This window comes from Frankia sp. CcI49 (genome assembly GCF_001983215.1).
Taxonomy (GTDB): Bacteria; Actinomycetota; Actinomycetes; order Frankiales; family Frankiaceae; genus Parafrankia; species Parafrankia irregularis.
In genome coordinates, this window is sequence record NZ_MOWP01000007.1 from 36,683 (window position 1) to 56,613 (window position 19,931).

The window sequence follows — 19,931 nt, forward strand, 5'->3', positions numbered from 1 at the left end:
GTATTGGGCCCGACCGGCAGCGCCCCGGGTGGCGGTGGCCGTCGTGTGGCGGCGGGTGGGATCCTCTGCGCGGGCTGTGACAGGCCGGTTGCCAGGCCGTGACAGGCCTGTTGCCGGGGCGTGACGGGCATCGGGTCGGGGTGTGACGGGCATCGGGTCGGGGGTCGGTGGTCGACCGGGACATCCGCCGTCGGCGACGGCGCGGCCCGCCGGACCGCTACGCTGCCGCCATGACAGAGGGCGCCAGAACAGAGCTGCGTCGGTCGCCGCTGTACGAGCGGCACGTCGAGCTGGGTGCGAAGATGGCCGGCTTCGGCGGCTGGGAGATGCCGATCGAGTACGCGGGCCGCGGGGTGCTGGCCGAGCACGCCGCCGTGCGTTCCGCCGTCGGTGTCTTCGACGTCAGCCATCTGGGCAAGGCCCGTGTGCGCGGCGCCGGCGCGGTCGACTTCGTCAACTCGTGCCTGACCAACGACCTGCGCCGGATCGGTCCCGGTCAGGCGCAGTACACGTTGTGCTGCGACGAGACCGGCGGTGTCGTCGACGACCTCATCGCCTACTTCTACGCCGATGACGACGTGTTCCTGGTCCCGAACGCCGCGAACACCGCCGAGGTCGTCCGGCGGCTGGCCGCGGCCGCGCCGTCAGGGGTGGCGGTGACGGATCTGCACACCGACCACGGCGTCCTCGCCGTGCAGGGCCCGGCCTCGGTCCAGGTCCTCGCCGCGCTGGGGCTGCCGGCCGACGGCGCCTACATGAGCTTCGCCGACGCCGACTGGAAGGGCCGTCCGGTCGTCGTCTGCCGCTCGGGCTACACCGGCGAGATCGGTTTCGAGCTGCTGCCTCGTTGGGAGGACGCGGTGCCGCTGTGGGACGAGGTGCTGGCGGCGGCGGCCGGCGTCGGTGGTCTTGCGTGTGGCCTCGGTGCCCGCGACACGCTGCGGACCGAGATGGGCTACCCGCTGCACGGCCAGGACCTGTCGCTGTCGATCTCGCCCGTGCAGGCCCGTTCCGGCTGGGCGGTCGGCTGGGACAAGCCGGCCTTCTGGGGCCGCGAGGCGCTGCTCGCCGAGCGCGCGGCCGGCGCGGCCCGCTCGCTGTGGGGCCTGCGCTCGAACGACCGCGGCATCCCGCGCCCGCACATGCGGGTGACCGGTGCCGGTGGCGCCGAGGTCGGCGAGGTCACCAGCGGCACGTTCTCGCCGACGCTGCGTCAGGGCATCGGCCTCGCCCTGCTCGACCAGTCGGTGACCGCGGGCGACACCGTGACGGTGGACGTCCGCGGCAGGGTCTCGTCGATGACGGTGGTCCGCCCCCCGTTCGTCTCCGCCTCCCCGCGGTAGCGGTTGCGGCAGCGGCGACCCACGGGTGGCCGCTGCACGCTAGGCGAGGCCGAGGAACCGCAGGATCGACGTCGGGATCGTCATGGCCATCGTCAGCAGGCAGACCATGAGGGTGATCTCGATCGTCGCGCCGAGCGTGTCGCCGGTGATGCCACCGAAGCGGCGGACGAGGCGGTGGCGGACCAGCAACGCCGCGGCGAGCCCGACCACCACGGCCACCACGGCGCGGACGGCCCTGCCGTCGTCGCCACCGTGGAAGTCGAACCGCCCGGCCAGCGCGGCCACCAGCAGCACACCTGCGGTGGCCGCTGTCGCGTCGCGGCGGCGCACCGTGCCCGCGACCAGCGCGCCGAGGCCGTCCGGCCGTGCTGCCGGTGTCCGCTCGACGCAGGACCAGGTCGCGGCGAGCCGGCTGGTCATCGCCGCGACCAGGATCGACACGGTGCCCCGGTGCGCGCTGATCGCGACGCTCAGCGCCGAGACCTGGATGAGCACCACGAACAGCACGGTGATCGCGCCGAAGGCACCGATGGTCGACTCCCGCATGACGGCGAGCATCCGGTCACGGCCGCCGCGGACGCCGAAGGAGTCGGCCACGTCCGCCAGCCCGTCCAGATGCAGGCCGCGGGTGAGCAGCGCGATCAGCGCGAGGCCGACGACAGCGGGAAGCAGCGTCTGCGGGCGTTCGCCCGGTGGCTTCGTCATGACCCGCAGACCCAGCACCACCAGGGCGCAGACGAAGCCGAGCGCGAACCCGACCGCCGGAGCCGCCAGCATGGCGCGCCTGGCGGTGGTGCGGTCCAGGCGCTCGGGGCCGCGGATCGGCACCACGGTGAGCAGGGTGACGGCCGCACGCACCCCGATCACCGGGGCGGTCACGGGGCGTCGGTGCTGGTGCCGTCGGCGGCCAGCCCGTCGCCCGAGCCCTCGCTTTCGCTGGGGGCCGGGCCGGACGGGTCGCTCTTCCCGCTGCTGACGCCGGCCTGGTCGAAGGTCGCCATCTCGGCGAGGGTGCGCTGCGCCGCCAGCAGCATCGGCACGGCCAGCAGGGCGCCGGTGCCCTCGCCGAGGCGCAGTCCGGCGTCCACGAGCGGCTCGAGCCCGAGCCGGTCGAGGACGAACCGCTGCGCCGGCTCGGGGGAGCGGCTGCCGGCGATCCACCACTGCCGCGCGCCCGGAACGATGGTCTCGGCGGCCAGCGCCGCCGCGCAGACGATCACTCCGTCGAGGACGACCGGTGTGCGCCGGACCCCCGCCTGGACGAGGAGGCCRGCGAGCGCGGCGAGATCCGCCCCACCGGCGACCCGCAGCACCGACAGCGCGTTGCCGGCGTGCCGGGCTCGCCGCATCGCGTCCCGGATCGCGGCGACCTTGATCATCCATCGCTGGTCGTCGATGCCGGTGCCGCGCCCGACCACCTCGGCCGGCTCCAGGTCGAGCAGGGTGCCGATCACCGCCGCCGCCGCGGTGGTGTTGCCGATGCCCATCTCACCGGGGATGAGCAGATCCGCGCCGGCGTCGATCTCCTCGTCCGCGATCAGCCGGCCCACGGCGAACGCCGCGGAGACCTCGGCCGGGGTGAGCGCGTCATCCTGGTCGATCCGCCCGCTCGCGCGGCGGATCCGGTACCGCTCGGGTGGTGCTGTGCCGTCGACGCCGCCCGGGGCGGTCGGCTCCGGTGTGTCGACGGCGACGTCCACCACCCGGACCGACGCGCCGACCTGGCGCGCCAGCACGTTGACGGCCGCGCCGCCGGCGGCGAAGTTCGCCACCATCTGCGCCGTGACCTCCGACGGGAACGCCGACACGCCGGCGGCCGCGATGCCGTGATCACCGGCGATGACGATCACCCGGATGCGGCCGGGTGGCCGGGGTGGGCAGGTTCCCTGCACGCCCGCGAGCCAGATCGACAGGTCCTCGAGGCGGCCGAGCGCGCCCGGCGGCTTGGTGAGGATGCCGTGGCGCCTGCGCGCGGCCGCCATGGCCTCCTGGTCGAGTTCCGGTACGTCCGGAAAGGTGGTCGAGGTCGGCGGCTGCGGGGCGGATCCGGCCGGGGTGATGTCCACAGGTCCTTATTACCTGATGGACCACCTTCATCCGACCTCGGCCAGGTGCCGGGACAGGTCCGCGTCAGCAGGTGGTCCCACTGTGTCGTCCGGCCCGCCGGGCGCAGGGTGTTCCGGTAATTTGCCGGATGTGTCTGCCGCCCCGCCGCCCGGTCAGCCGACCGTCTCGGCGGGGGGCCTCGGCCGGCTGACCGGCGAGGACCTGCGGCGGTACCTGGAGCGTGCGGTGGTCGGCGAGGATGCCGCGATCGGTCGGGACGTCCTGGCGGCCTACTGGTCCGCCACCGGTGAGCTGGACCGCGACGAGGTCGACGGGCTGTGCCGGGAGTTCGCCCCCGCGCTGGCCCGGGCGCTCGGGCAGAACGCGCATCTGCTCGCCCCGACCACGCCGGCCGGAGCGCTCGGCGCGATTGTGCTGAGTCGGCTGGACGGCGTCCGCGCACTGGAGCCGGCGCGGGCGGCGCTGGCCCGTGAGCTCGCCGGTCCGCGGCTGGTCAACCGGTGGCCGCTGCCCGACCAGCCACACCCGGCGCTGCGGCGGGTGCTGGCCGGCCACCGCGGGCAGGTGCACGCGCTGGCCGTCGCACCCGACGGCTCCTGGCTGGCCTCCGCCGGGACGGACGGGACGCTGCGGACCTGGACGGTCGGCACGGGCGTCGCGCGGTCGATGTTCACCGGGCACACCGGCAACGTGCTGAGCTGTGCCATCGCCCCGGACGGCGGCTGGCTGGCCTCCGCGGGCCTCGACGGCACCGTGCGGATCTGGGACGTCCCGGACGAGGGATCCCGGGCATCCGGCGCGCACCGCGCGGCCGAGGTGGCCGAGGTGGACGGGATGGTCGGTGCGGGGTGCCCCGCCCGCCTCGTCCTGCGCGGCCACCGGGGCCCGGTGAACGGCGTCGCGGTGAGCCTCGACGGCCGCTCGGTGGTGGCGGTCGGCTCCGACGGGACGCTGCGGACCTGGGATGTCGCCACGGGCAGCCCGAAGCTGACCGTGCCGGTGGCGGTGGGACCGTTGCGCTGCTGCGCGGTCGGCCCGGACCCGACGAGGGTCGTCGTCGCCGGTGACGACGGAGCCATCTGGCCGGTCGACCTGCGCACCGGCGCCGCCGGCAGCCGCCTGCCCGGTCATCTCGGGCCGGTGCTCGCGCTGGCCTACGGCCCGGACGGATCCTGGCTGGTCTCGGCCGGGGAGGACGGCACGCTGCGCCGGTGGGACACGGTCACCGGCCGACAGGTCGCCACGATCAGCGACGGCGGGCGCCCGGTCCACGCCTGTGCCCTCGCCCCGGACGGCGCCTTCGCCGTCGCGCCGGAAGGGGATGTGATCGCGGTGCGCGACCCCGGCGACGGTACCCAGTGGGCCGAACTGACCGGGGCGGTCGGTACCAGGGCCTGCGTCGTCGCCCCGGACGGCTCCTGGATCGCCTCAGGCGGCCGTTACGGCACGATCCGGCTCTGGAGCACCCGGGGGGAGCTGCCTCGGATGCCGACCGCGGAACGCAACGAGGGCACCCGGGGGTGCGCCGTCGTCGTGCGCGCCACCGCGGCCGGCGGCGACCGCGCTGGCCACGGCGGTGCCGGCGGTTTCGGCGGTGCCGGCGGTTTCGGTGGTTACGGCGGTTCCGGCCTCGACGGTGCCGCGGGCTGTCTCGGCGGTGCCGCGGCGGGCGCGGCTGGCTACGTCGTGTCGTCCAGCGACGACGGAACCGTCACCGCCTGGGACCTCGTGACCGGTGAGCCAGGCGCGGCGATGACGGGGCTGCCTGGCCCGGCCCGGGGATGCCGCAGTGACCCGGACGGGTGCTGGGCCGTCGTGCCGGCCCAGCCGAACGCGCTGCGGCTCTGGGAGCCGGCCACCGGGACGGTGCGGGCGGTGCTCACCGCGGACGTGGCGATCCTCGGCTTCGCCGTGGCCGCGGACGGAACCTGGGTCGCGGGCGGCTGCGAGGACGACTCGGTGCGGCTGTGGGACGCCGAGTCCGGCGAGTGGATGGCGACCTTCACCGGCCACACCGCGCGGGTGCCGGCCTGCGTCGCCGGCCCGGACGGGACATGGCTCGCCTCCGGCGCCGACGACGCGACCGTGCGGGTGTGGGATGTGGTGACCCTCGAGCAGCGGGCGGTGCTGCGTGGCCACCACGGGCCGGTGCTCGGGCTCGCGACCGATTCGGCCGGCCGGCTGCTGGCCTCCGCCGGGCAGGACCACACCGTGCGGATCTGGGACGTCGCGACCGGCCGGACGCTGACCGTGCTCGAGGGCCACACGCAGGCCGTCCGGGAGGTGAGCTTCGCGCCGGACGGGTCCTGGCTGGCCAGCGCGGGTGGCGACGGGTCGGTGCGGATCTGGGATCCGCGGACGTGGACCTGCGGCGCGATGATGCGGTTCGAGGGCACGGCCCGCGGCTGCGCCTGGCTGCCCGACGGCACCGGCCTGGTGGTGGCCGGCTCGTCCGGGCTGTACCTGTACTCGTTCCTGCACGACTGACGGCGCTGACGCCACGGACGCCGCCGAGATCCCGCGGGCCGCGCCCGCGTGCTCTGCCGGCCGACCTGCCGGCCGGCCGGCCTGCCTGCCTCCGACCTGCCTGCCTGCGACCGGCCTGGTCAGCTGGCGGGTTCGGCGGGGCGTAGCCGGACGGGCAGGCCGGCCACGGACAGCCAGACCTCGTCCGCCTCGGCCGCGAGCCGGGAGTTGACCTCGCCGAGGCGGTCGACGAACCGGCGCCCCACCGCGGTAGGCGCCACCGGGCCCGAGCCGGCCTCGTCCGTCACCGCCACCACCCGCCGCCGCGCGTCACGCCAGGCCTCGACCAGGCCGTGCACGGACGCTTCGAAGTCCGGTTCGTCCTCATCCAGCCGCGCGGCGACCCACAGCGAGACGCTGTCGATGAGCAGCGCGGGGCCGGGCGAGCGCAGCAGCGGCTCGAGATCGAGGGTCTCCACGGTGCTCCAGCCCGGCGGCCGGCGGTCGCGGTGGGCCTGGATCCGGGCCGCCCAGTCGGGGTCGGATCCGTCCGCGGGCCGGCTGGTGGCGACATAGAGGACGGCCGGCTCGGCGAGCAGCCGGTGCTCGGCGTGCGCGGACTTGCCCGACCGGGTGCCGCCGGTGACCAGGACCCGCCGCGGCGGTGTCGGTGGCTCCGGCCGGCTCACCGACCGGTTCGACGGTTCGGGTGGTCGCCCCGGGTCCGATCCCGACGGCGCCACGGACTGAGACACGGACCGTGCCACCGACGGTGCCCTCGAGGGCGCGCGTGGTGGGACGTCCAGGATGGTGCCGTCGGGTGGGGCCTCGGCACCGAGGTCGTGCAGCCGCCGCGCCAGCTCGTCGCCGGGCGGGTTGCGGTGGCTCAGATGGACGGCGAGCACCCTGGTGGACTCGACGACGGCCCCGAGCTCGCGCAGCTCGGCGACGAGCCGGGCGAACGAGGGCAGGTCCAGGTGCTCGCCGAAGCCGGGGCGGTCGCCGTTGTTCTCCTCCAGCAGCACGACGTCGAACGCGCGGCCGGCGAGTGCGGTCAGTGTCTGTGGCGGCAGCGGCGCGGCGGTGTCGCAGCCGTACAGCAGCCGTGATCCGTCCGGGGTGGTGACGTCGAAGAGCACCGCCGGCCCGATGTCGGCGTCGCCGTGCCGGGCGGCCACCGGACGCACCAGGTAGCGCGGCTCGTCCCCCCGGCCGAGTTCGACGGGCTCGCCGGCGGTGGCGGTCAGCAGGCGCAGCGGCGAACCGTCCGCGCCGGGTTCCCGGCCCTCCCAGCGGCGGATGAAGGCCCGGCAGACCTCCAGCGCCGCGGGGGGAGCCAGCACGTCGAGCGGCTGGTCCGCGACGGTGGACCAGGAGCGCCACATCAGCGCCTCCGGGCCGAGGTGGTCCGGATGGGCATGCCCCACCAGGAGGTGGCGCAGGCCCGCGAGGCTCACCCCGAACCGCGCCGCCGCGCGGGGGACGTCCGGCCCGAAGTCGATCAGGAGACGATCGTCGACGAGGACGGCGCTCTGGCCACGTGGCTGATGCGTGCGGGCCCACACACAGGAGGCGCACTCGCACCACGGGTTCGGCCATCCGTCGGCCGAACCCGTTCCCAGCAGGGTGAGCCGCACCGCGCCCCTGGCCCTTCGTCGGTGATCGGCAGTGATCAGTGGTGGGCGTGCGGGTGGCGCTTGCGCTCCCAGAGCGTCATCAGGGTCAGGACCACGGCGAGCGCGGCGATCGCGCCGAAGGTGAGCAGGGCGGCGGCCCACCACACCATGCCCTCCTCGTGGTGCTCGGCTGTCTCGGCGAGTACCGCCGCGGCGGTGTAGGCGGGAGTCACTGCTGCCATCCTCTCTGACGATCTCTGACGAGCGGAACTGCTTCGGGCTCGAACCGTGTGGTCTCACTCGGTGGAGCCGGCACCGGGCCGGGGCCGCGCGCGTCGGGGCGCGGCCGGAACCGACGTTACCGACCCGCGGGCCACTGATGCCGCTCTTGTCCGAAGGAGCACCGGTCGCCGCAGGCCGAGAGGTGCACGGAGCGTCCGTGGCGTGCACGTGGCATGTGGCACTCATCCGCGGGTCGCGCGCGCTTGGATGGGGTAATGGGCATCTCCCGGGGTCTGTGGTGGCCCCGGCCGGGCGGTCGACGCCGCCGGACGTCGGGAAGGACGTGGACCGTGAGCTGGACTTGGCGGTACGAGGCAGAGGATGGCTCGGTCGTCGCGGTGGACGGTGCGAACGGATCGGAGTCGTTCACGAGCCAGGGCGACGCCGAGACGTGGATCGGTGAGCTGTGGCACGACCTGCTGGACAAGGGGGTGACGCAGGTGAGCCTGATGGAGTCGGGCACCCGCGTCTACGGGCCGATGAGCCTGCGGCCGGTGACCTGAGCGGCCGTATCCCCGCCTCCCGCGGACCCGGGCTCGGCAGGTAGCAGAGCTCACCGGGAAAGTCACAACGATCGGGCCCGAAGGGGTTGACACCCAGTCGGCTAACACTGTTAGCTTCAGACATCGGCTAACAGTGTTAGCTGACCGATGGGTGAAGCACCCGGAAACGAGGCGTCGATCATGAGTGCGAACACGGACAGTGCGGCGAACGCGGGCGGTGCCCGGCACTACCGTCAGCCCGGCTGGTTCACCAGGAACGTGGCCAACCGTACGGTGGCGCTGGTCAACGGGCTCGGGCTGAGCGTGTGGGGCAGCCGGATGCTGGAGGTTCGCGGCCGTTCCTCGGGCCAGATCCGCCGGGTGCCGGTGAACCTCCTGACCCTGGACGGGCGTCAGTACCTCGTCTCGGCGCGGGGCCACGGCCAGTGGGTCCGCAACGTGCGTGCCGCCGACGGCGAGCTGGCGCTGGTACTGGGGCGCCGGCGGTCGAGCTACCGGGCGGTCGAGCTGACCGGCCCGGAGCAGGTCCCGGTGCTGCGCGCCTATCTGGTGAAGTGGAAGGCGGAGGTCGGCGCGTTCTTCGAAGGCGTGGGTCCGGAGTCCTCGGACGAGGAGCTCGCCCGCATCGCGCCGCGCCATCCGGTGTTCGCCCTCACGCCGCTGCGGTGAGCCGGGCGGCGGTCTGTGGACGGCGGGCGAGGGAAGGGGCTGCGGTGAGCACAGATGCCGTGGGCGTTGTCGTTGCGAGCACGGCGGCTGCGGGCGCGGGGGCTGCGGGCGCGGGGGCTGCGGGCGCGGCGCTTCCCGTGGCGCGGATCGCGCCGCGGCCGGTGCCACCGGCCCGCTCCGCCCGGGTCACCGAGATCCTGCAGGCGGCACTGCGACTACTGGAGGACGAAGGTGCGCAGTCGCTCACGATGCGCCGCCTCGGGGAGGTGCTCGGCATCCGGGCGCCGTCGCTGTACAAGCACCTGCCCGGCAAGCCCGCGGTCGAGGCCGCGCTGGTCGAGACCGCGCTCTGGGAGATCGGCGACGCGATGCACCGGGTGGTGGACGCATCCGGGCCGGGCGACGTCGTGGCCCGGCTGCTGGCCGAGTACCGCCGGTACGCGCTGGAACGGCCGAACCTCTACCGGCTGACGGCGGTCGACCCGCTCGGGCGGACCGACCTGACACCGGGGCTCGAGGACTGGTCGGGCGAGCCGTTCTACCGAGCCACCGGAGAGCCCTACCTGGCCCAGGCGCTGTGGGCGGCGGCGCACGGCACGGTGCTGCTGGAGCTCGCCGGCCGGTTCCTGCCCGGGTCGGATCTGGACCGGACCTGGGCGGCGCTGGCCAGGGCGTTCACCGCCCGGTGAGGGTGCCCTCAGACACCCGCACCGGACGGGACCCGGCACCCGCACCGGGCGGCGGGCATCGCGCGGCTCAGGCGCCCTCGGGCCCCGTGGTCGCGACCGAGGCGAGGGCCTTGTCGATCCGGGCGAGCAGGGCCGGTTCCAGGACCACCCCGCTGGCCCCGACGTTGTCCTTGACCTGCTCGGGCCGGGTGGCCCCGACGATGGCCGAGGCCACGTTGTCGTTCTGCAGGACCCAGGCGACCGCGAGCTGCGCCATCGTCAGGCCGGCATCCGCCGCGATCGGGCGCAGGTCCTGGACCGCGGTCAGGACCTCGTCCGTCATGAAACGGGCGATGAAGCCGGCTCCGGTGCCGCCCGTCGCACGGCTGCCGGCCGGTGGCGGGCTGCCCGGCAGGTACTTGCCGGTCAGCACACCCTGGGCGATCGGCGACCAGACGATCTGCGAGATGCCCAGCTCCCGCGAGGTGGGGACGACCTCGGCCTCGATGGTCCGGTACAGCATCGAGTACTGCGGCTGGTTGGAGATGATCCGGTCCAGGCCCAGCTCACCGGCGATCCGCACCGCGTCGGCGATCTGCGCCGCCGTCCACTCCGAGACGCCGACGTAGAGCACCTTGCCGGCGCGTACCAGGTCGTCGAAGGCGCGCAGCGTCTCCTCCAACGGCACCGTCGGGTCGTAGCGGTGGGCCTGGTAGAGATCGATGTGGTCGGTTCCCAGCCGGCGCAGCGAGTTGTGCGCCGACTCGATGATGTGCTTGCGGCCCAGCCCCTTGTCGTTCTCACCAGGCCCGGTCGGCCAGAAGACCTTGGTGAACAGCTCGTAGGACTCTCGCCGCACACCGGCGAGGGCCGCACCGAGGACGGATTCGGCGCGAGTCTGGGCGTAGACGTCCGCGGTGTCGAAGGTGGTGATCCCCGCGTCGAGGGCCGCGTGCACGCAGGCGGTCGCGGCGTCGGCCTCGATCTGGTCACCATGGGTGATCCAGTTGCCGTAGGAGATCTCGCTGACCGACAGTCCGCTGTTACCGAGGCGTCGATGCTTCACAGCCGAACCCTTTCACACGATCGCCCGCCGCCTCGCCGTCTCCTGGCGCGTTCTGCCTGCGAGCAGGAGCAGGGCCAAGTGCAGCGGCGCGGCTGCGGGCGCGCGGGTCAGCGGTCCGACCGGGAGACCCGGGGACGGGGCATCCGCCAGCGGCGCGGCAGCAGCGCACGCTGTGCCGAGTAGGCCCGCACCTTCACCCGGGAGTCCGGGTACTTCTCCGCCACCCGCCGGCTCACCTGCCGCGCCAGCACGATCGAGTCCACGACGACGGCGATGATCCCGACCAGCATCAGATAGGTCGCGGTCAGCCGGACGTAGGAGTTCGGCACCAGGCCGCCGATGAAGTAGACCAGGGCGACGGCCAGGAAGATCGGCCCGATGTTGAACCGGGTGTCCACGAAGTCACGGGCGATCACCCGCTCGGGCGCCCGCTCACGCGGCGGGAGCTTGTTGACGTCCCCGGACATCATCGCCGAGCGGTACTGCTGGCTCTGCTCGCGCCGCTCGGCGCGCTGCAGCCGCCGGCCCTCCTTGCCGGTCGCGGCGCGCACCGCCCCGGCGCCGCCGCGCGGCCGCGCGGCCCGCGCCTGCGACCGCTTCGGGGTCGGCCGCCCCTTCCCGGCGGTGACCCGGGCGTTCTCGGCGGAGTCACCACCGGCCCGGGCGGACGCCGGCACCGGCTCGTCGCCGACCGGCGAGTCCGCCTCGGACTCGGTGTTCCGCCTCTTCAGCAGGGCCATCAGGGCAGAGCCAACATCTGGTCAAGGGCCTTTCGGGCGTAGGTCGCGACCTCGGGGTCGACGGTGATGCGGTTCACGGTCTCCCCACGAGCGAGTGCCTCGAGCGTCCACACGAGGTGCGGCATGTCGATGCGGTTCATCGTGGAGCAGAAGCACACCGTACGGTCGAGAAAGACGATCTTCTTGTCAGGATGACGGTTCGCCAGCCGTTGTACCAGGTTCAGCTCGGTTCCCACCGCGAACATGGCCCCGGGCGGGGCCTCGTCCACCACCTTGATGATGTATTCGGTGGAACCGACCAGGTCGGCGGCCTCGACGACGTCACGCCGGCACTCGGGGTGCACCAGGACCTGTACCCCCGGAACGCGGTTGCGTACCTCGTCCACACACTCCCGGGTGAAACGGCCGTGCACCGAGCAGTGGCCGCGCCAGAGGATCATCCGCGCGTCCCGCAGCTGGGCGCGGGTCAGCCCGCCGCCGGGCCGCCGCGGGTCGTAGACCACGCAGTCGGCCTCGGACATGCCCAGCTTGTCGATGGCGGTGTTGCGCCCCAGGTGCTGGTCGGGCAGGAAGATCACCCGCTGACCGCGCCGCTCGCCGAACGCCCAGCCCAGCGCCCGCTCGGCGTTGGACGAGGTGCAGATCGTCCCGTCGTGGCGCCCGGTGAAGGCCTTGATCGCGGCGGAGGAGTTCATGTAGCTGACCGGAACGGTGTCCGCGGCGACGCCCGCGTCGAGCAGGTCGTCCCAGGCCTGCGCGACCTGCTCGGCGGTGGCCATGTCGGCCATCGAGCAGCCGGCGGCGAGGTCGGGAAGGATCACCCGCTGGTGGTCCGCGGTCAGGATGTCCGCGCTCTCCGCCATGAAGTGCACGCCGCAGAACACGATCGAGCTGGCCGCCGGCCGCGCCGCCGCCTGCTGGGCGAGCTTGAACGAGTCCCCGGTGACGTCGGCGAACGCGATGACGTCGTCGCGCTGGTAGTGGTGCCCCAGGACGAACACGTCGTCGCCGAGGGCCGCCTTGGCCTCCCGGGCCCGCTCGGCCAGTMCGGGGTCGGCCGCCGGCGGGAGATCGCCGGGGCACTCCACACCCCGCTCGCTGCCGGGGTCGGAGTCCCGCCCGAGCAGCAGCAGCGCGAGCGGTGAGGCGGTGACGCCCAGGCGTTCCAGGGCTGGGTTGACAGTCATGTCCGCTCCTTCGGGCTGGCCCGGTGGGCCGCCGCCGCTCGCTGCTCGTGGCTGGTTCGTCGTGGCCGGTTCTTCGTCGTGGCCGGTTCGTCGTGGTGGCCGGTTCGTCGTGGTGGGTCGGTGGCGGGGGTCGATCGGGTTGGGTCGGTCGGTCGGATCGGTCGAGTCGGTCGGGTCGGGGGCGGGTCCGGCCTGGCGGGCCATCGCCGGACCGTGCCGCTCGGCTGTTCGCGGGCCGCGAAACCCGTGCCGACCGCGAGACCGGCCCGGGAACCACGCCGGCCCGGGAACCGGGCCAGCCACAGGGGCCGGGCTGGTCACGGAAAACGTGCCGGACGCCGAAAACGTGCCGGTCACAACAGTGTGCCGAACAGCTCCGGGTGCTAATGGTCGTTCAGACTCTAACTCCGGATCGCCTGGTCTGCGCGAACTTGGGGCGGTCGGCCCCGAGATCAAGGACGCATGTCACTTGCGCGTCGTGGCCGACGTCCAGGTCGCTGGCTACGATGGGAAGCGGATCCTTGCTCGCGGTGTTGAGCAAGAACGGCGGCACGGCAGGTGTGTCGCCCGTGGGGAGGCGTCGCCCGGCGCCACTTCCCGCGTACGGCCGCCTTGGGTACCAGGAAGCCTGGTGAACCAGGCACGTCCACAAGGGCAGGGAGCAGCCCCTATGACCGTGCAGGACACAACCGAGACCGAGACCAGGCCGAGCAGCGTCGTTCTCACCGACACGGCCGCCGGCAAGGTGAGGACCCTGCTCGAGCAGGAGGGGAGGGACGACCTCCAGCTCCGGATCGCCGTGCAGCCAGGCGGCTGCTCGGGCATGCGGTACCAGCTCTTCTTCGACGAGCGCCAGCTCGACGGTGACACCGTCCTCGACTTCTCCGGAGTCAAGGTCGCGGTGGACCGGATGAGCTTCCCGTACCTCGGTGGCGCGACGATCGACTTCGTCGACACCATCGAGAAGCAGGGCTTCACGATCGACAACCCGAACGCGCAGGGCTCCTGCGCGTGTGGAGACTCCTTCCACTGATCGGCCGATGATCGGCTGATCGGCACCGGAGTGGTCGGGGCGTCCCGGCGGTCCCCGCACCGTGCCGGCTCCGGTCGGAGTCAGTAGCTCAGCACAGCCAGAAACGGAACCCGGCGTGACGCCGTCTGTCACGCCGGGTTCCGTCATTTCTCCGGGTACACACGCACGAAAGCGGGCATGTTCGGCACACGTCCGAACGGTGCGGTGATGTCCCTGCTGGCCGGGTGAGCGCTGGCGGTAGGCTGCGTCCTCGTGCGTATCGCCGTGACTGGGTCCATCGCCACTGACCACCTCATGCGTTTCCCGGGGCGGTTCGCCGAGCAGCTGCTCGCGGACCAGCTCGAGCGGGTCTCGCTGTCCTTCCTCGTGGACGAGCTGGTGATCCGCCGCGGTGGGGTCGCGGCGAACATCGGCTTCGGCCTGGGGCGTCTGGGGCTTCATCCGATCCTGGTCGGCGCGGTCGGTGAGGACTTCGCCGACTACCGCTCCTGGCTCGACCGGCACGGCGTCGACACCGCCTCGGTCTGGGTGAGCGAGATCGCGCACACCGCCCGGTTCGTGTGCACCACGGACAACGACCTCTGCCAGATCGCGTCGTTCTACCCCGGCGCGATGAGCGAGGCGTCGAGCATCGAGCTGCGTCCCGTCGCCGAGCGCTTCGGTGGGCTCGACCTCGTGGTGATCAGCCCCAACGACCCGCAGGCGATGATTCGCCACACCGAGGAGTGCCGGGAGCGTGGCTACGCCTTCGCGGCGGACCCGTCCCAGCAGCTGGCGACAATGGACGGCGAGAGCATCCGTTCGCTCATCGACGGTGCCGCCTACCTGTTCTGCAACGAGTACGAGAAGGCGCTGCTGGCCTCCAAGACCGGCCTGACCGATGAGGAAATCCTCGGCCGCGTCCAGGTGCGGGTGACGACACTGGGCAAGGACGGTGTCGTCATCGAGTCCGCCGGCGCAGAAGCGATCAAGGTTTCGGTTGTTCCGGCGCTCAGCACCGCCGATCCGACCGGGGTGGGTGACGCGTTCCGGGCCGGTTTCCTTTCCGGTGTCTCCTGGGGCCTGTCGCTGGAGCGGGCCGCTCAGACCGGGTGCATGCTCGCGACACTGGTGCTGGAGACCGTCGGCACCCAGGAGTACACGGTGGAGCGCGAGACGTTCGTGAACCGGCTCACCGAGGCGTACGGGGCAGCGGCCGCCGACGAGATCGCCGGGCACCTGCCCGCGCTCTGAGCACAGCCGCGCTCGGCTCCGCCGGCGGGCGAGTGCCTGCCGGCGGAGGTGCCTGCCGTCCTGGTGCCTGCGGTGCCTGCCGGCAGGTACCAGGTGCGCTCAGCTCTGCCTGCGGATGAGGAAGACGGCCGCGGTGGGGGCGGCGACCAGCTTGTGGCCGCGCATCCGGCACCAGGCGGCGACGTCCGCCGCGGCCGCCGGGTCGTCGGCCCGCAGCTCGACGAGCTGGCCCACCTCGACGTCGCGGATGCGCCGGGCCAGCTCGATGATCGGCAGCGGGCACCGCCGCCCCAGGGCGTCGACGACGACCGCGGGCGGCTCGGGCGCGGGCGGCTCGGGTGGCTCGGGTTCGGCGTTCATCAGAGTCCCGCCGCGCCAGCGCGCTCACGCACGGCCCGCACCGCGGCCGGCAGCGCGGCCAACAGCGCGTCGACGTCCGCCTCGGTGGACTCCCGGCCGAAGGAGACCCGCAGGTTGCCGTGGGTCAGCGCGCCCATCGCGACCAGCACGTGGCTGGGCGTCAGGGTGTCGGCGGTGCAGCTCGATCCGGAGCTGACCGCGATGCCGGCCTGGTCGAGCTCGGCGAGCAGCGCCTCGCCCGCGACGTACAGACACGAGAAGGCCACCACATTCGGCAGGGCGACCGTGGGATCGGTGCCGCCCGGCCCGAGCAGCTCGACGTCCTCAACCAGCTCCGGCAGGCGCTCGCGCAGCCGGTTCGCGTAGGACGCCAGCCGTGGTGCCTCGGCGTCGATCTCCGTGGCGCGCACGGCCAGCGCGGCCGCCGTCGCCACCACGGCGGGAACGTTGGGGAAACCGGGGACCCGCCCGTACTCGCGCTCGTCGGCCGGCCCCGGCGCGGCCCACCTGGTTCCCGTGCGGACCACGAGGAGGCCCACCCCGGGCGGCCCGCCGAACTTGTGCGCGCTCGCGGTCAGCAGGTCCGCACCCAGCTCGGGCAGATCGACCCGGACCCGCCCCAGCGTCATCGCGGCGTCGGTGAGCAGCGGCACGCCCCGCGCCCGTAGCGCCTGCGCCACCTCGGCGACCGGCTGGACCGTGCCGACCTCGTGGTTGGCGTGCTGCAGTGCCGCCACCGCCGTGTCCGGGCGGGCGTCGAGCGCGGCGGTGAAGGCGGCCGGATCGACGCGGCCGAGCCGGTCCACCCCGATCGTCACGACCTCGCCGCCGGCACCTTCGTGGCGCTGGGCGGCGTGCAGGACGCTGGAGTGTTCCACGGCACTGACCACGACCACCCCGCCGGCCCGGCGGCGAGCCGCCGCGGTACCGAGAAGTGCCAGGTGGGCCGCGGCGGTGCCACTGGCCGTGAAGCTGATTTCGGGGGCGCGGGCACCCAGCACGCCGGCCACGGTCTCGCGGGCGGCATCGAGCAACATCCGCGCGCGACGCCCCTCGCGGTGGAGCCGGGCCGGGTCGGCCCAGCCGTCGTCCATCGCGGCGAGCAGCGCTTCCCGGGCGACCGGATGCAGCGGCGTGGTCGACGCGTGGTCGAGGTATGCCGGCACGAGAGTGACGCTACGCCCGTTGCGGGGCATCCGGGTGCCCCCAGCACAGCGGTGTCGCCGCATTCGTGCAGGGAACGGGAAAGGCTTTGCGGGGTGTCGTGAAGAAAGCAGATGGCGGAAAGCACCGCCGGGGGTCCGGTCGGGCCCCGCCGGCGGTCCGGATCAAGGGCACTCCGGCCTGTCCACGTTGCCCCGCGGGTCGCGTCTCACAGCTCCGGACGGGGCCTGCGGCGAGAAGCTCGACCGCTGCTGGGATACGCTGCTGCCGCACCATCTACAGCGTGTCGAAGACAGTCGGAAGACGAAGCAGCGAGGCCGGTTGGACCGGCCGGCCCGCGAAGCGTTTCTATGCGGTCGCGAGGCGATGGCGGAGCTTGCGATCCGTCCATCGCCGACGCGGCCGCTAGTCGTGGGAGGCAGGACCTGGTGAGGAGATCCTTCGGTCGGACCCGGCCGTCGCTCGCGGATGTCGAGGACACGCCGATGGCCCCGGCTGACACCGCTGACGCGGACGAGCCGGCGAGCCGTCGGGTTGGACACCGACGGCCGGCCCGGCGTCGCGCGGGAGCGCGCATGGGCGCCACGCTGGCGGCCGTAGGCCTGCTGGCGACCGCCTGCGACGTTCCCAACTTTGGATTCCCAGATGGTGTGACCAACCACACCCCGCGGATCCTGAACATGTGGCAGGGCTCGGTGATCGCAGCCCTGGCCGTCGGTGTGTTCGTATGGGCTCTGATCTTCTACGCGGTCATCGTGTTCCGGAAGCGCAGTGATGTCCTGCCGCGCCAGGTCCGGTACAACCTGCCCGTCGAGATCCTGTACACCGTCGTGCCAGTTGTGATCGTGGCGGGCCTCTTCTACTACACCGCCCGTGACGAGACCGAGATCACCAAGCTCTCGGACGACCCCGACGTCACGGTGAACGTGATCGGTTTCCGGTGGAACTGGCAGTTCCAGTACCTCGACACCGGCAAGACGCCGGGCACGAACCAGGTCGAGGTCACCGGCCGGCCCGGTGAGGCCCCGGTGCTGGTGCTGCCCGAGGGCCGGTCCGTCCGGTTCGTGCTCACGTCGCCGGACGTGATCCACTCGTTCTGGGTGCCCGAGTTCCTGTTCAAGCGGGACGTCGTCCCCGGGCGCGTCAACCAGTTCGAGCTCACCGCGACGAAGACCGGAACCTTTGTCGGTCGATGCGCCGAGCTGTGCGGTACCGACCATGACCGGATGACGTTCTACGTCAAGGTCGTGCCCGGTGCCGAGTACGACCGCTTCATCGAGGAACGGGAGACCGCCGCGATCAGCGCGGCACCGTCCTCCGGCGCCACCACCGGGAGTGTCCAGTGACCCTTCTGCACGAGTCGCCCGCCGGGCCGGCCGGGCACGCTCACGACTCGGCGGACCCGAACTACAAGCCGCCGATCTCGAACCTGCTCGGCTACCTGCGGACGACGTCCCACAAAGACATCGCGATCATGTACTTCCTGACGTCGTTCGCGTTCTTCGTCATCGCCGGCATTCTCGCGATCTTCATCCGGGCGGAGCTTGCCCGCCCGGGCCTGCAGTACTTCTCGAACGAGCAGTACAACCAGTACTTCACCATGCACGGCACGCTCATGCTGCTGATGTTCGCGACGCCGCTGGCGTTCGCGTTCGCCAACTACCTGGTGCCGCTGCAGATCGGCTCGCCGGACGTCGCGTTCCCGCGGCTGAACGCGCTGTCGTACTGGCTGTTCCTGTTCGGCAGCCTCACCGTCTTCGCCGGGTTCGCGACCCCCGGGGGCGCGGCGTCGTTCGGCTGGTTCGCGTACGCGCCGCTGAGCAACGCGCAGTACTCGCCCGGCGTCGGCTCCGACCTGTGGGTCCTCGGCCTGACGGTGCAGGGTCTCGGCACCATCCTCGGTGCCGTCAACTTCATCACCACCATCCTGTGCCTGCGCGCCCCGGGCATGACGATGTTCCGGATGCCGATCTTCTGCTGGAACCTGCTGGTCACCTCGATCCTGGTGCTGGTGGCGTTCCCGGTGCTGGCGGCCGCGCTGCTGGCACTGGCCGCGGATCGAAGGTTCGGGGCCCACATCTTCGACGCCGAGAACGGCGGCGCGATGCTGTGGCAGCACCTGTTCTGGTTCTTCGGGCATCCCGAGGTCTACATCATCGCGCTGCCGTTCTTCGGGATTATCAGTGAGATCATCCCGGTGTTCTCCCGCAAGCCGCTGTTCGGCTACAAGGGCCTGGTGTTCGCCACCATCGGCATCGGTGCCCTGTCCGTCGCGGTCTGGGCGCACCACATGTTCGTCACCGGCGCCGTGCTGCTGCCCTTCTTCGCCTTCCTGTCGTTCCTGATCGCGGTGCCGACCGGCATCAAGTTCTTCAACTGGATCGGCACGATGTGGCGTGGGCAGCTCAGCTTCGAGGCTCCGATGCTCTTCGCGGTCGGCTTCCTCGTGACGTTCCTGTTCGGTGGTCTCACCGGTGTGCTGCTGGCCAGCCCGCCGATCGACTTCCACGTGAGCGACAGCTACTTCGTGGTCGGGCACTTCCACTATGTCGTGGCCGGCCTCATGTTCGCCGCCTTCGCCGGCGTCTACTTCTGGTTCCCGAAGGTCACCGGCCGGATGATGAACGAGAAGCTGGCGAAGCTGCACTTCTGGTCGCTGTTCCTGGGCTTCAACGCGACCTTCCTGGTGTTCCACTGGCTGGGCACCGAGGGCATGCCGCGGCGGTTCGCCGACTACAGCCCGAATGACGGCTTCACCACGCTGAACACCGTCGCGACGGCCGGCTCGTTCCTGATGGGCCTCTCCACGTTGCCGCTGCTTTACAACCTGTGGTACTCCTACCGCAAGGGTCCGATCGCCGCGGCTGACGACCCGTGGGGGCACGCGAACTCGCTGGAGTGGGCCACCTCGTGCCCGCCGCCTCGGCACAACTTCCGGTCGCTGCCGCGTATCCGCTCCGAGCGCCCGGCCTTCGACGCGCACCACCCAGGTGTCGTCGGGCACGCCACACCGGAACTCGGGCAGGGAGCCGCGCGATGAAGGTAGAAGGCTTCATCTTCAACTTCTTCGGCATCTTCGCCGGGGCGGCCGCGCTGGTCTACTGGTTCTGGGCGAAGGACCCGACCGGGACCGCCGCACTCACCCTGTGCGCGGGTATGGGCCTGCTGATCGGCGGCTACCTGGTCTTCACCGGCCGCCGGATCGGCATGCGCCCGCAGGACCTGCCCGATGCGGAGATCGTTGACGGGGCGGGCGAGCTCGGGCACTTCACCCCGGGCAGCTACTACCCGTTCTTCCTCGCCGCGAGCGCGTCCGTGGCCGCAATGGGCTTGGCGTTCGGCATCTGGATGACCATCCTGGGCGCGGTGATGACCTTCGTCAGCGCCGTCTGCCTGGTCATGGAGAACTTCTGGCGCCCGCCGCTGCCTGAGGACTGATCCTTCTCCATCGTCGACCGCGCAGGGGCCGCGGTCCCGGGGTGACCATCCCGGGACCGCGGCCCCTGTCGTTTACCGCGGAAGATGCGAAACCGC

General features: G+C 72.4%; 19 protein-coding genes. 10 read left to right on the forward strand and 9 right to left on the reverse strand.

The features are described from left to right. The first annotated feature begins 230 nt into the window (after positions 1–230). Complete coding sequence (gene gcvT / locus CcI49_RS06530) at positions 231–1,343, forward strand: glycine cleavage system aminomethyltransferase GcvT (RefSeq protein ID WP_076825279.1); 1,113 nt, start codon at positions 231–233, stop codon at positions 1,341–1,343. A 39-nt stretch (positions 1,344–1,382) separates the two neighbouring features. Here gcvT and cobS read toward each other — a convergent pair whose 3' ends face one another. Further along, positions 1,383–2,222, reverse strand: a complete 840-nt coding sequence (cobS, locus tag CcI49_RS06535; RefSeq protein ID WP_083473244.1) for an adenosylcobinamide-GDP ribazoletransferase — start codon at positions 2,220–2,222, stop codon at positions 1,383–1,385. Next, positions 2,219–3,325, reverse strand: coding sequence for a nicotinate-nucleotide--dimethylbenzimidazole phosphoribosyltransferase (gene cobT / locus CcI49_RS06540; RefSeq protein WP_347280106.1), 1,107 nt, complete (start codon positions 3,323–3,325; stop codon positions 2,219–2,221). The genes cobS and cobT overlap by 4 nt, the downstream gene beginning before the upstream one ends. Positions 3,326–3,539: 214 nt before the next feature. On the opposite strand from cobT, the gene CcI49_RS44085 reads away from it, so the two are divergent. Continuing rightward, positions 3,540–5,897, forward strand: a complete 2,358-nt coding sequence (locus CcI49_RS44085) for a WD40 repeat domain-containing protein (protein ID WP_076825049.1) — start codon at positions 3,540–3,542, stop codon at positions 5,895–5,897. 119 nt (positions 5,898–6,016) lie between these two features. Here the strand turns inward: CcI49_RS44085 and CcI49_RS06550 are convergent, their stop codons facing one another. Both CcI49_RS06550 and CcI49_RS42450 read right to left on the reverse strand, forming a co-directional pair. Continuing rightward, positions 6,017–7,513: a bifunctional adenosylcobinamide kinase/adenosylcobinamide-phosphate guanylyltransferase gene (locus CcI49_RS06550; protein ID WP_076825050.1), complete on the reverse strand. Its 1,497-nt coding sequence runs from the start codon at positions 7,511–7,513 to the stop codon at positions 6,017–6,019. Between the two features lie 35 nt (positions 7,514–7,548). Further along, a complete protein-coding gene (locus CcI49_RS42450; RefSeq protein ID WP_198955462.1) occupies positions 7,549–7,725 on the reverse strand; it encodes a hypothetical protein in 177 nt (58 codons plus the stop codon). Between the two features lie 339 nt (positions 7,726–8,064). Between CcI49_RS42450 and CcI49_RS06555 the strand changes: the two genes are divergently transcribed. From CcI49_RS06555 to CcI49_RS06565, 3 genes are all read left to right on the forward strand, one after another. Continuing rightward, the gene (locus CcI49_RS06555; protein WP_054566689.1) at positions 8,065–8,277 is read left to right on the forward strand and encodes a hypothetical protein; all 213 of its coding nucleotides are present in this window, start codon (positions 8,065–8,067) and stop codon (positions 8,275–8,277) included. 180 nt (positions 8,278–8,457) lie between these two features. Further along, positions 8,458–8,946 (forward strand): nitroreductase/quinone reductase family protein, encoded by a 489-nt coding sequence (locus tag CcI49_RS06560; RefSeq protein WP_076825281.1) that lies wholly within the window; start codon positions 8,458–8,460, stop codon positions 8,944–8,946. Between the two features lie 137 nt (positions 8,947–9,083). Then, positions 9,084–9,635: a TetR/AcrR family transcriptional regulator gene (locus CcI49_RS06565; RefSeq protein WP_054566690.1), complete on the forward strand. Its 552-nt coding sequence runs from the start codon at positions 9,084–9,086 to the stop codon at positions 9,633–9,635. A 67-nt stretch (positions 9,636–9,702) separates the two neighbouring features. Here CcI49_RS06565 and CcI49_RS06570 read toward each other — a convergent pair whose 3' ends face one another. The 3 genes from CcI49_RS06570 to nadA all read right to left on the reverse strand — a co-directional run bounded on the left by CcI49_RS06570 (position 9,703) and on the right by nadA (position 12,607). Continuing rightward, a complete protein-coding gene (locus CcI49_RS06570) occupies positions 9,703–10,680 on the reverse strand; it encodes an aldo/keto reductase family protein (RefSeq protein WP_054566691.1) in 978 nt (325 codons plus the stop codon). Between the two features lie 107 nt (positions 10,681–10,787). Next, on the reverse strand, positions 10,788–11,420 hold the full coding sequence (locus tag CcI49_RS06575) for a DUF3043 domain-containing protein (RefSeq protein ID WP_076825051.1): 633 nt from the start codon (positions 11,418–11,420) through the stop codon (positions 10,788–10,790). Then, positions 11,420–12,607, reverse strand: a complete 1,188-nt coding sequence (gene nadA / locus CcI49_RS06580; protein WP_076825283.1) for a quinolinate synthase NadA — start codon at positions 12,605–12,607, stop codon at positions 11,420–11,422. The genes CcI49_RS06575 and nadA overlap by 1 nt, the downstream gene beginning before the upstream one ends. Before the next feature lie 670 nt (positions 12,608–13,277). Here nadA and erpA point away from each other — a divergent pair. Next, the gene (gene erpA / locus CcI49_RS06585) at positions 13,278–13,640 is read left to right on the forward strand and encodes an iron-sulfur cluster insertion protein ErpA (protein ID WP_054566692.1); all 363 of its coding nucleotides are present in this window, start codon (positions 13,278–13,280) and stop codon (positions 13,638–13,640) included. Between the two features lie 252 nt (positions 13,641–13,892). Next, positions 13,893–14,873: a carbohydrate kinase family protein gene (locus CcI49_RS06590; RefSeq protein WP_054566693.1), complete on the forward strand. Its 981-nt coding sequence runs from the start codon at positions 13,893–13,895 to the stop codon at positions 14,871–14,873. 99 nt (positions 14,874–14,972) lie between these two features. On the opposite strand, the gene CcI49_RS06595 is transcribed toward CcI49_RS06590, so the two are convergent. Both CcI49_RS06595 and CcI49_RS06600 read right to left on the reverse strand, forming a co-directional pair. After that, positions 14,973–15,233, reverse strand: coding sequence for a sulfurtransferase TusA family protein (locus CcI49_RS06595; RefSeq protein WP_076825052.1), 261 nt, complete (start codon positions 15,231–15,233; stop codon positions 14,973–14,975). Beyond that, positions 15,233–16,399: a cysteine desulfurase family protein gene (locus CcI49_RS06600; RefSeq protein WP_076825053.1), complete on the reverse strand. Its 1,167-nt coding sequence runs from the start codon at positions 16,397–16,399 to the stop codon at positions 15,233–15,235. The genes CcI49_RS06595 and CcI49_RS06600 overlap by 1 nt, the downstream gene beginning before the upstream one ends. A gap of 426 nt (positions 16,400–16,825) precedes the next feature. On the opposite strand from CcI49_RS06600, the gene coxB reads away from it, so the two are divergent. The 3 genes from coxB to CcI49_RS06615 are packed head-to-tail and all read left to right on the forward strand — an operon-like array spanning position 16,826 to position 19,835. Further along, positions 16,826–17,743, forward strand: coding sequence for a cytochrome c oxidase subunit II (coxB, locus tag CcI49_RS06605; protein ID WP_035954322.1), 918 nt, complete (start codon positions 16,826–16,828; stop codon positions 17,741–17,743). Continuing rightward, complete coding sequence (gene ctaD / locus CcI49_RS06610; RefSeq protein WP_054566696.1) at positions 17,740–19,437, forward strand: cytochrome c oxidase subunit I; 1,698 nt, start codon at positions 17,740–17,742, stop codon at positions 19,435–19,437. The genes coxB and ctaD overlap by 4 nt, the downstream gene beginning before the upstream one ends. Beyond that, complete coding sequence (locus tag CcI49_RS06615; RefSeq protein WP_054566697.1) at positions 19,434–19,835, forward strand: cytochrome c oxidase subunit 4; 402 nt, start codon at positions 19,434–19,436, stop codon at positions 19,833–19,835. The genes ctaD and CcI49_RS06615 overlap by 4 nt, the downstream gene beginning before the upstream one ends. The last annotated feature ends 96 nt before the right edge of the window (positions 19,836–19,931 follow it).

What these genes read in the sequence shown, in the direction of transcription:
- gcvT (WP_076825279.1), top strand. Translation starts at nt 231, where the DNA reads ATGACAGAGGGCGCCAGAACAGAGCTGCGTCGGTCGCCGCTGTACGAG.
- CcI49_RS06560 (WP_076825281.1), top strand. Translation starts at nt 8,458, where the DNA reads ATGAGTGCGAACACGGACAGTGCGGCGAACGCGGGCGGTGCCCGGCAC.
- CcI49_RS06575 (WP_076825051.1), bottom strand. Translation starts at nt 11,420, where the DNA reads ATGGCCCTGCTGAAGAGGCGGAACACCGAGTCCGAGGCGGACTCGCCG.
- erpA (WP_054566692.1), top strand. Translation starts at nt 13,278, where the DNA reads ATGACCGTGCAGGACACAACCGAGACCGAGACCAGGCCGAGCAGCGTC.
- CcI49_RS06595 (WP_076825052.1), bottom strand. Translation starts at nt 15,233, where the DNA reads ATGAACGCCGAACCCGAGCCACCCGAGCCGCCCGCGCCCGAGCCGCCC.
- CcI49_RS06615 (WP_054566697.1), top strand. Translation starts at nt 19,434, where the DNA reads ATGAAGGTAGAAGGCTTCATCTTCAACTTCTTCGGCATCTTCGCCGGG.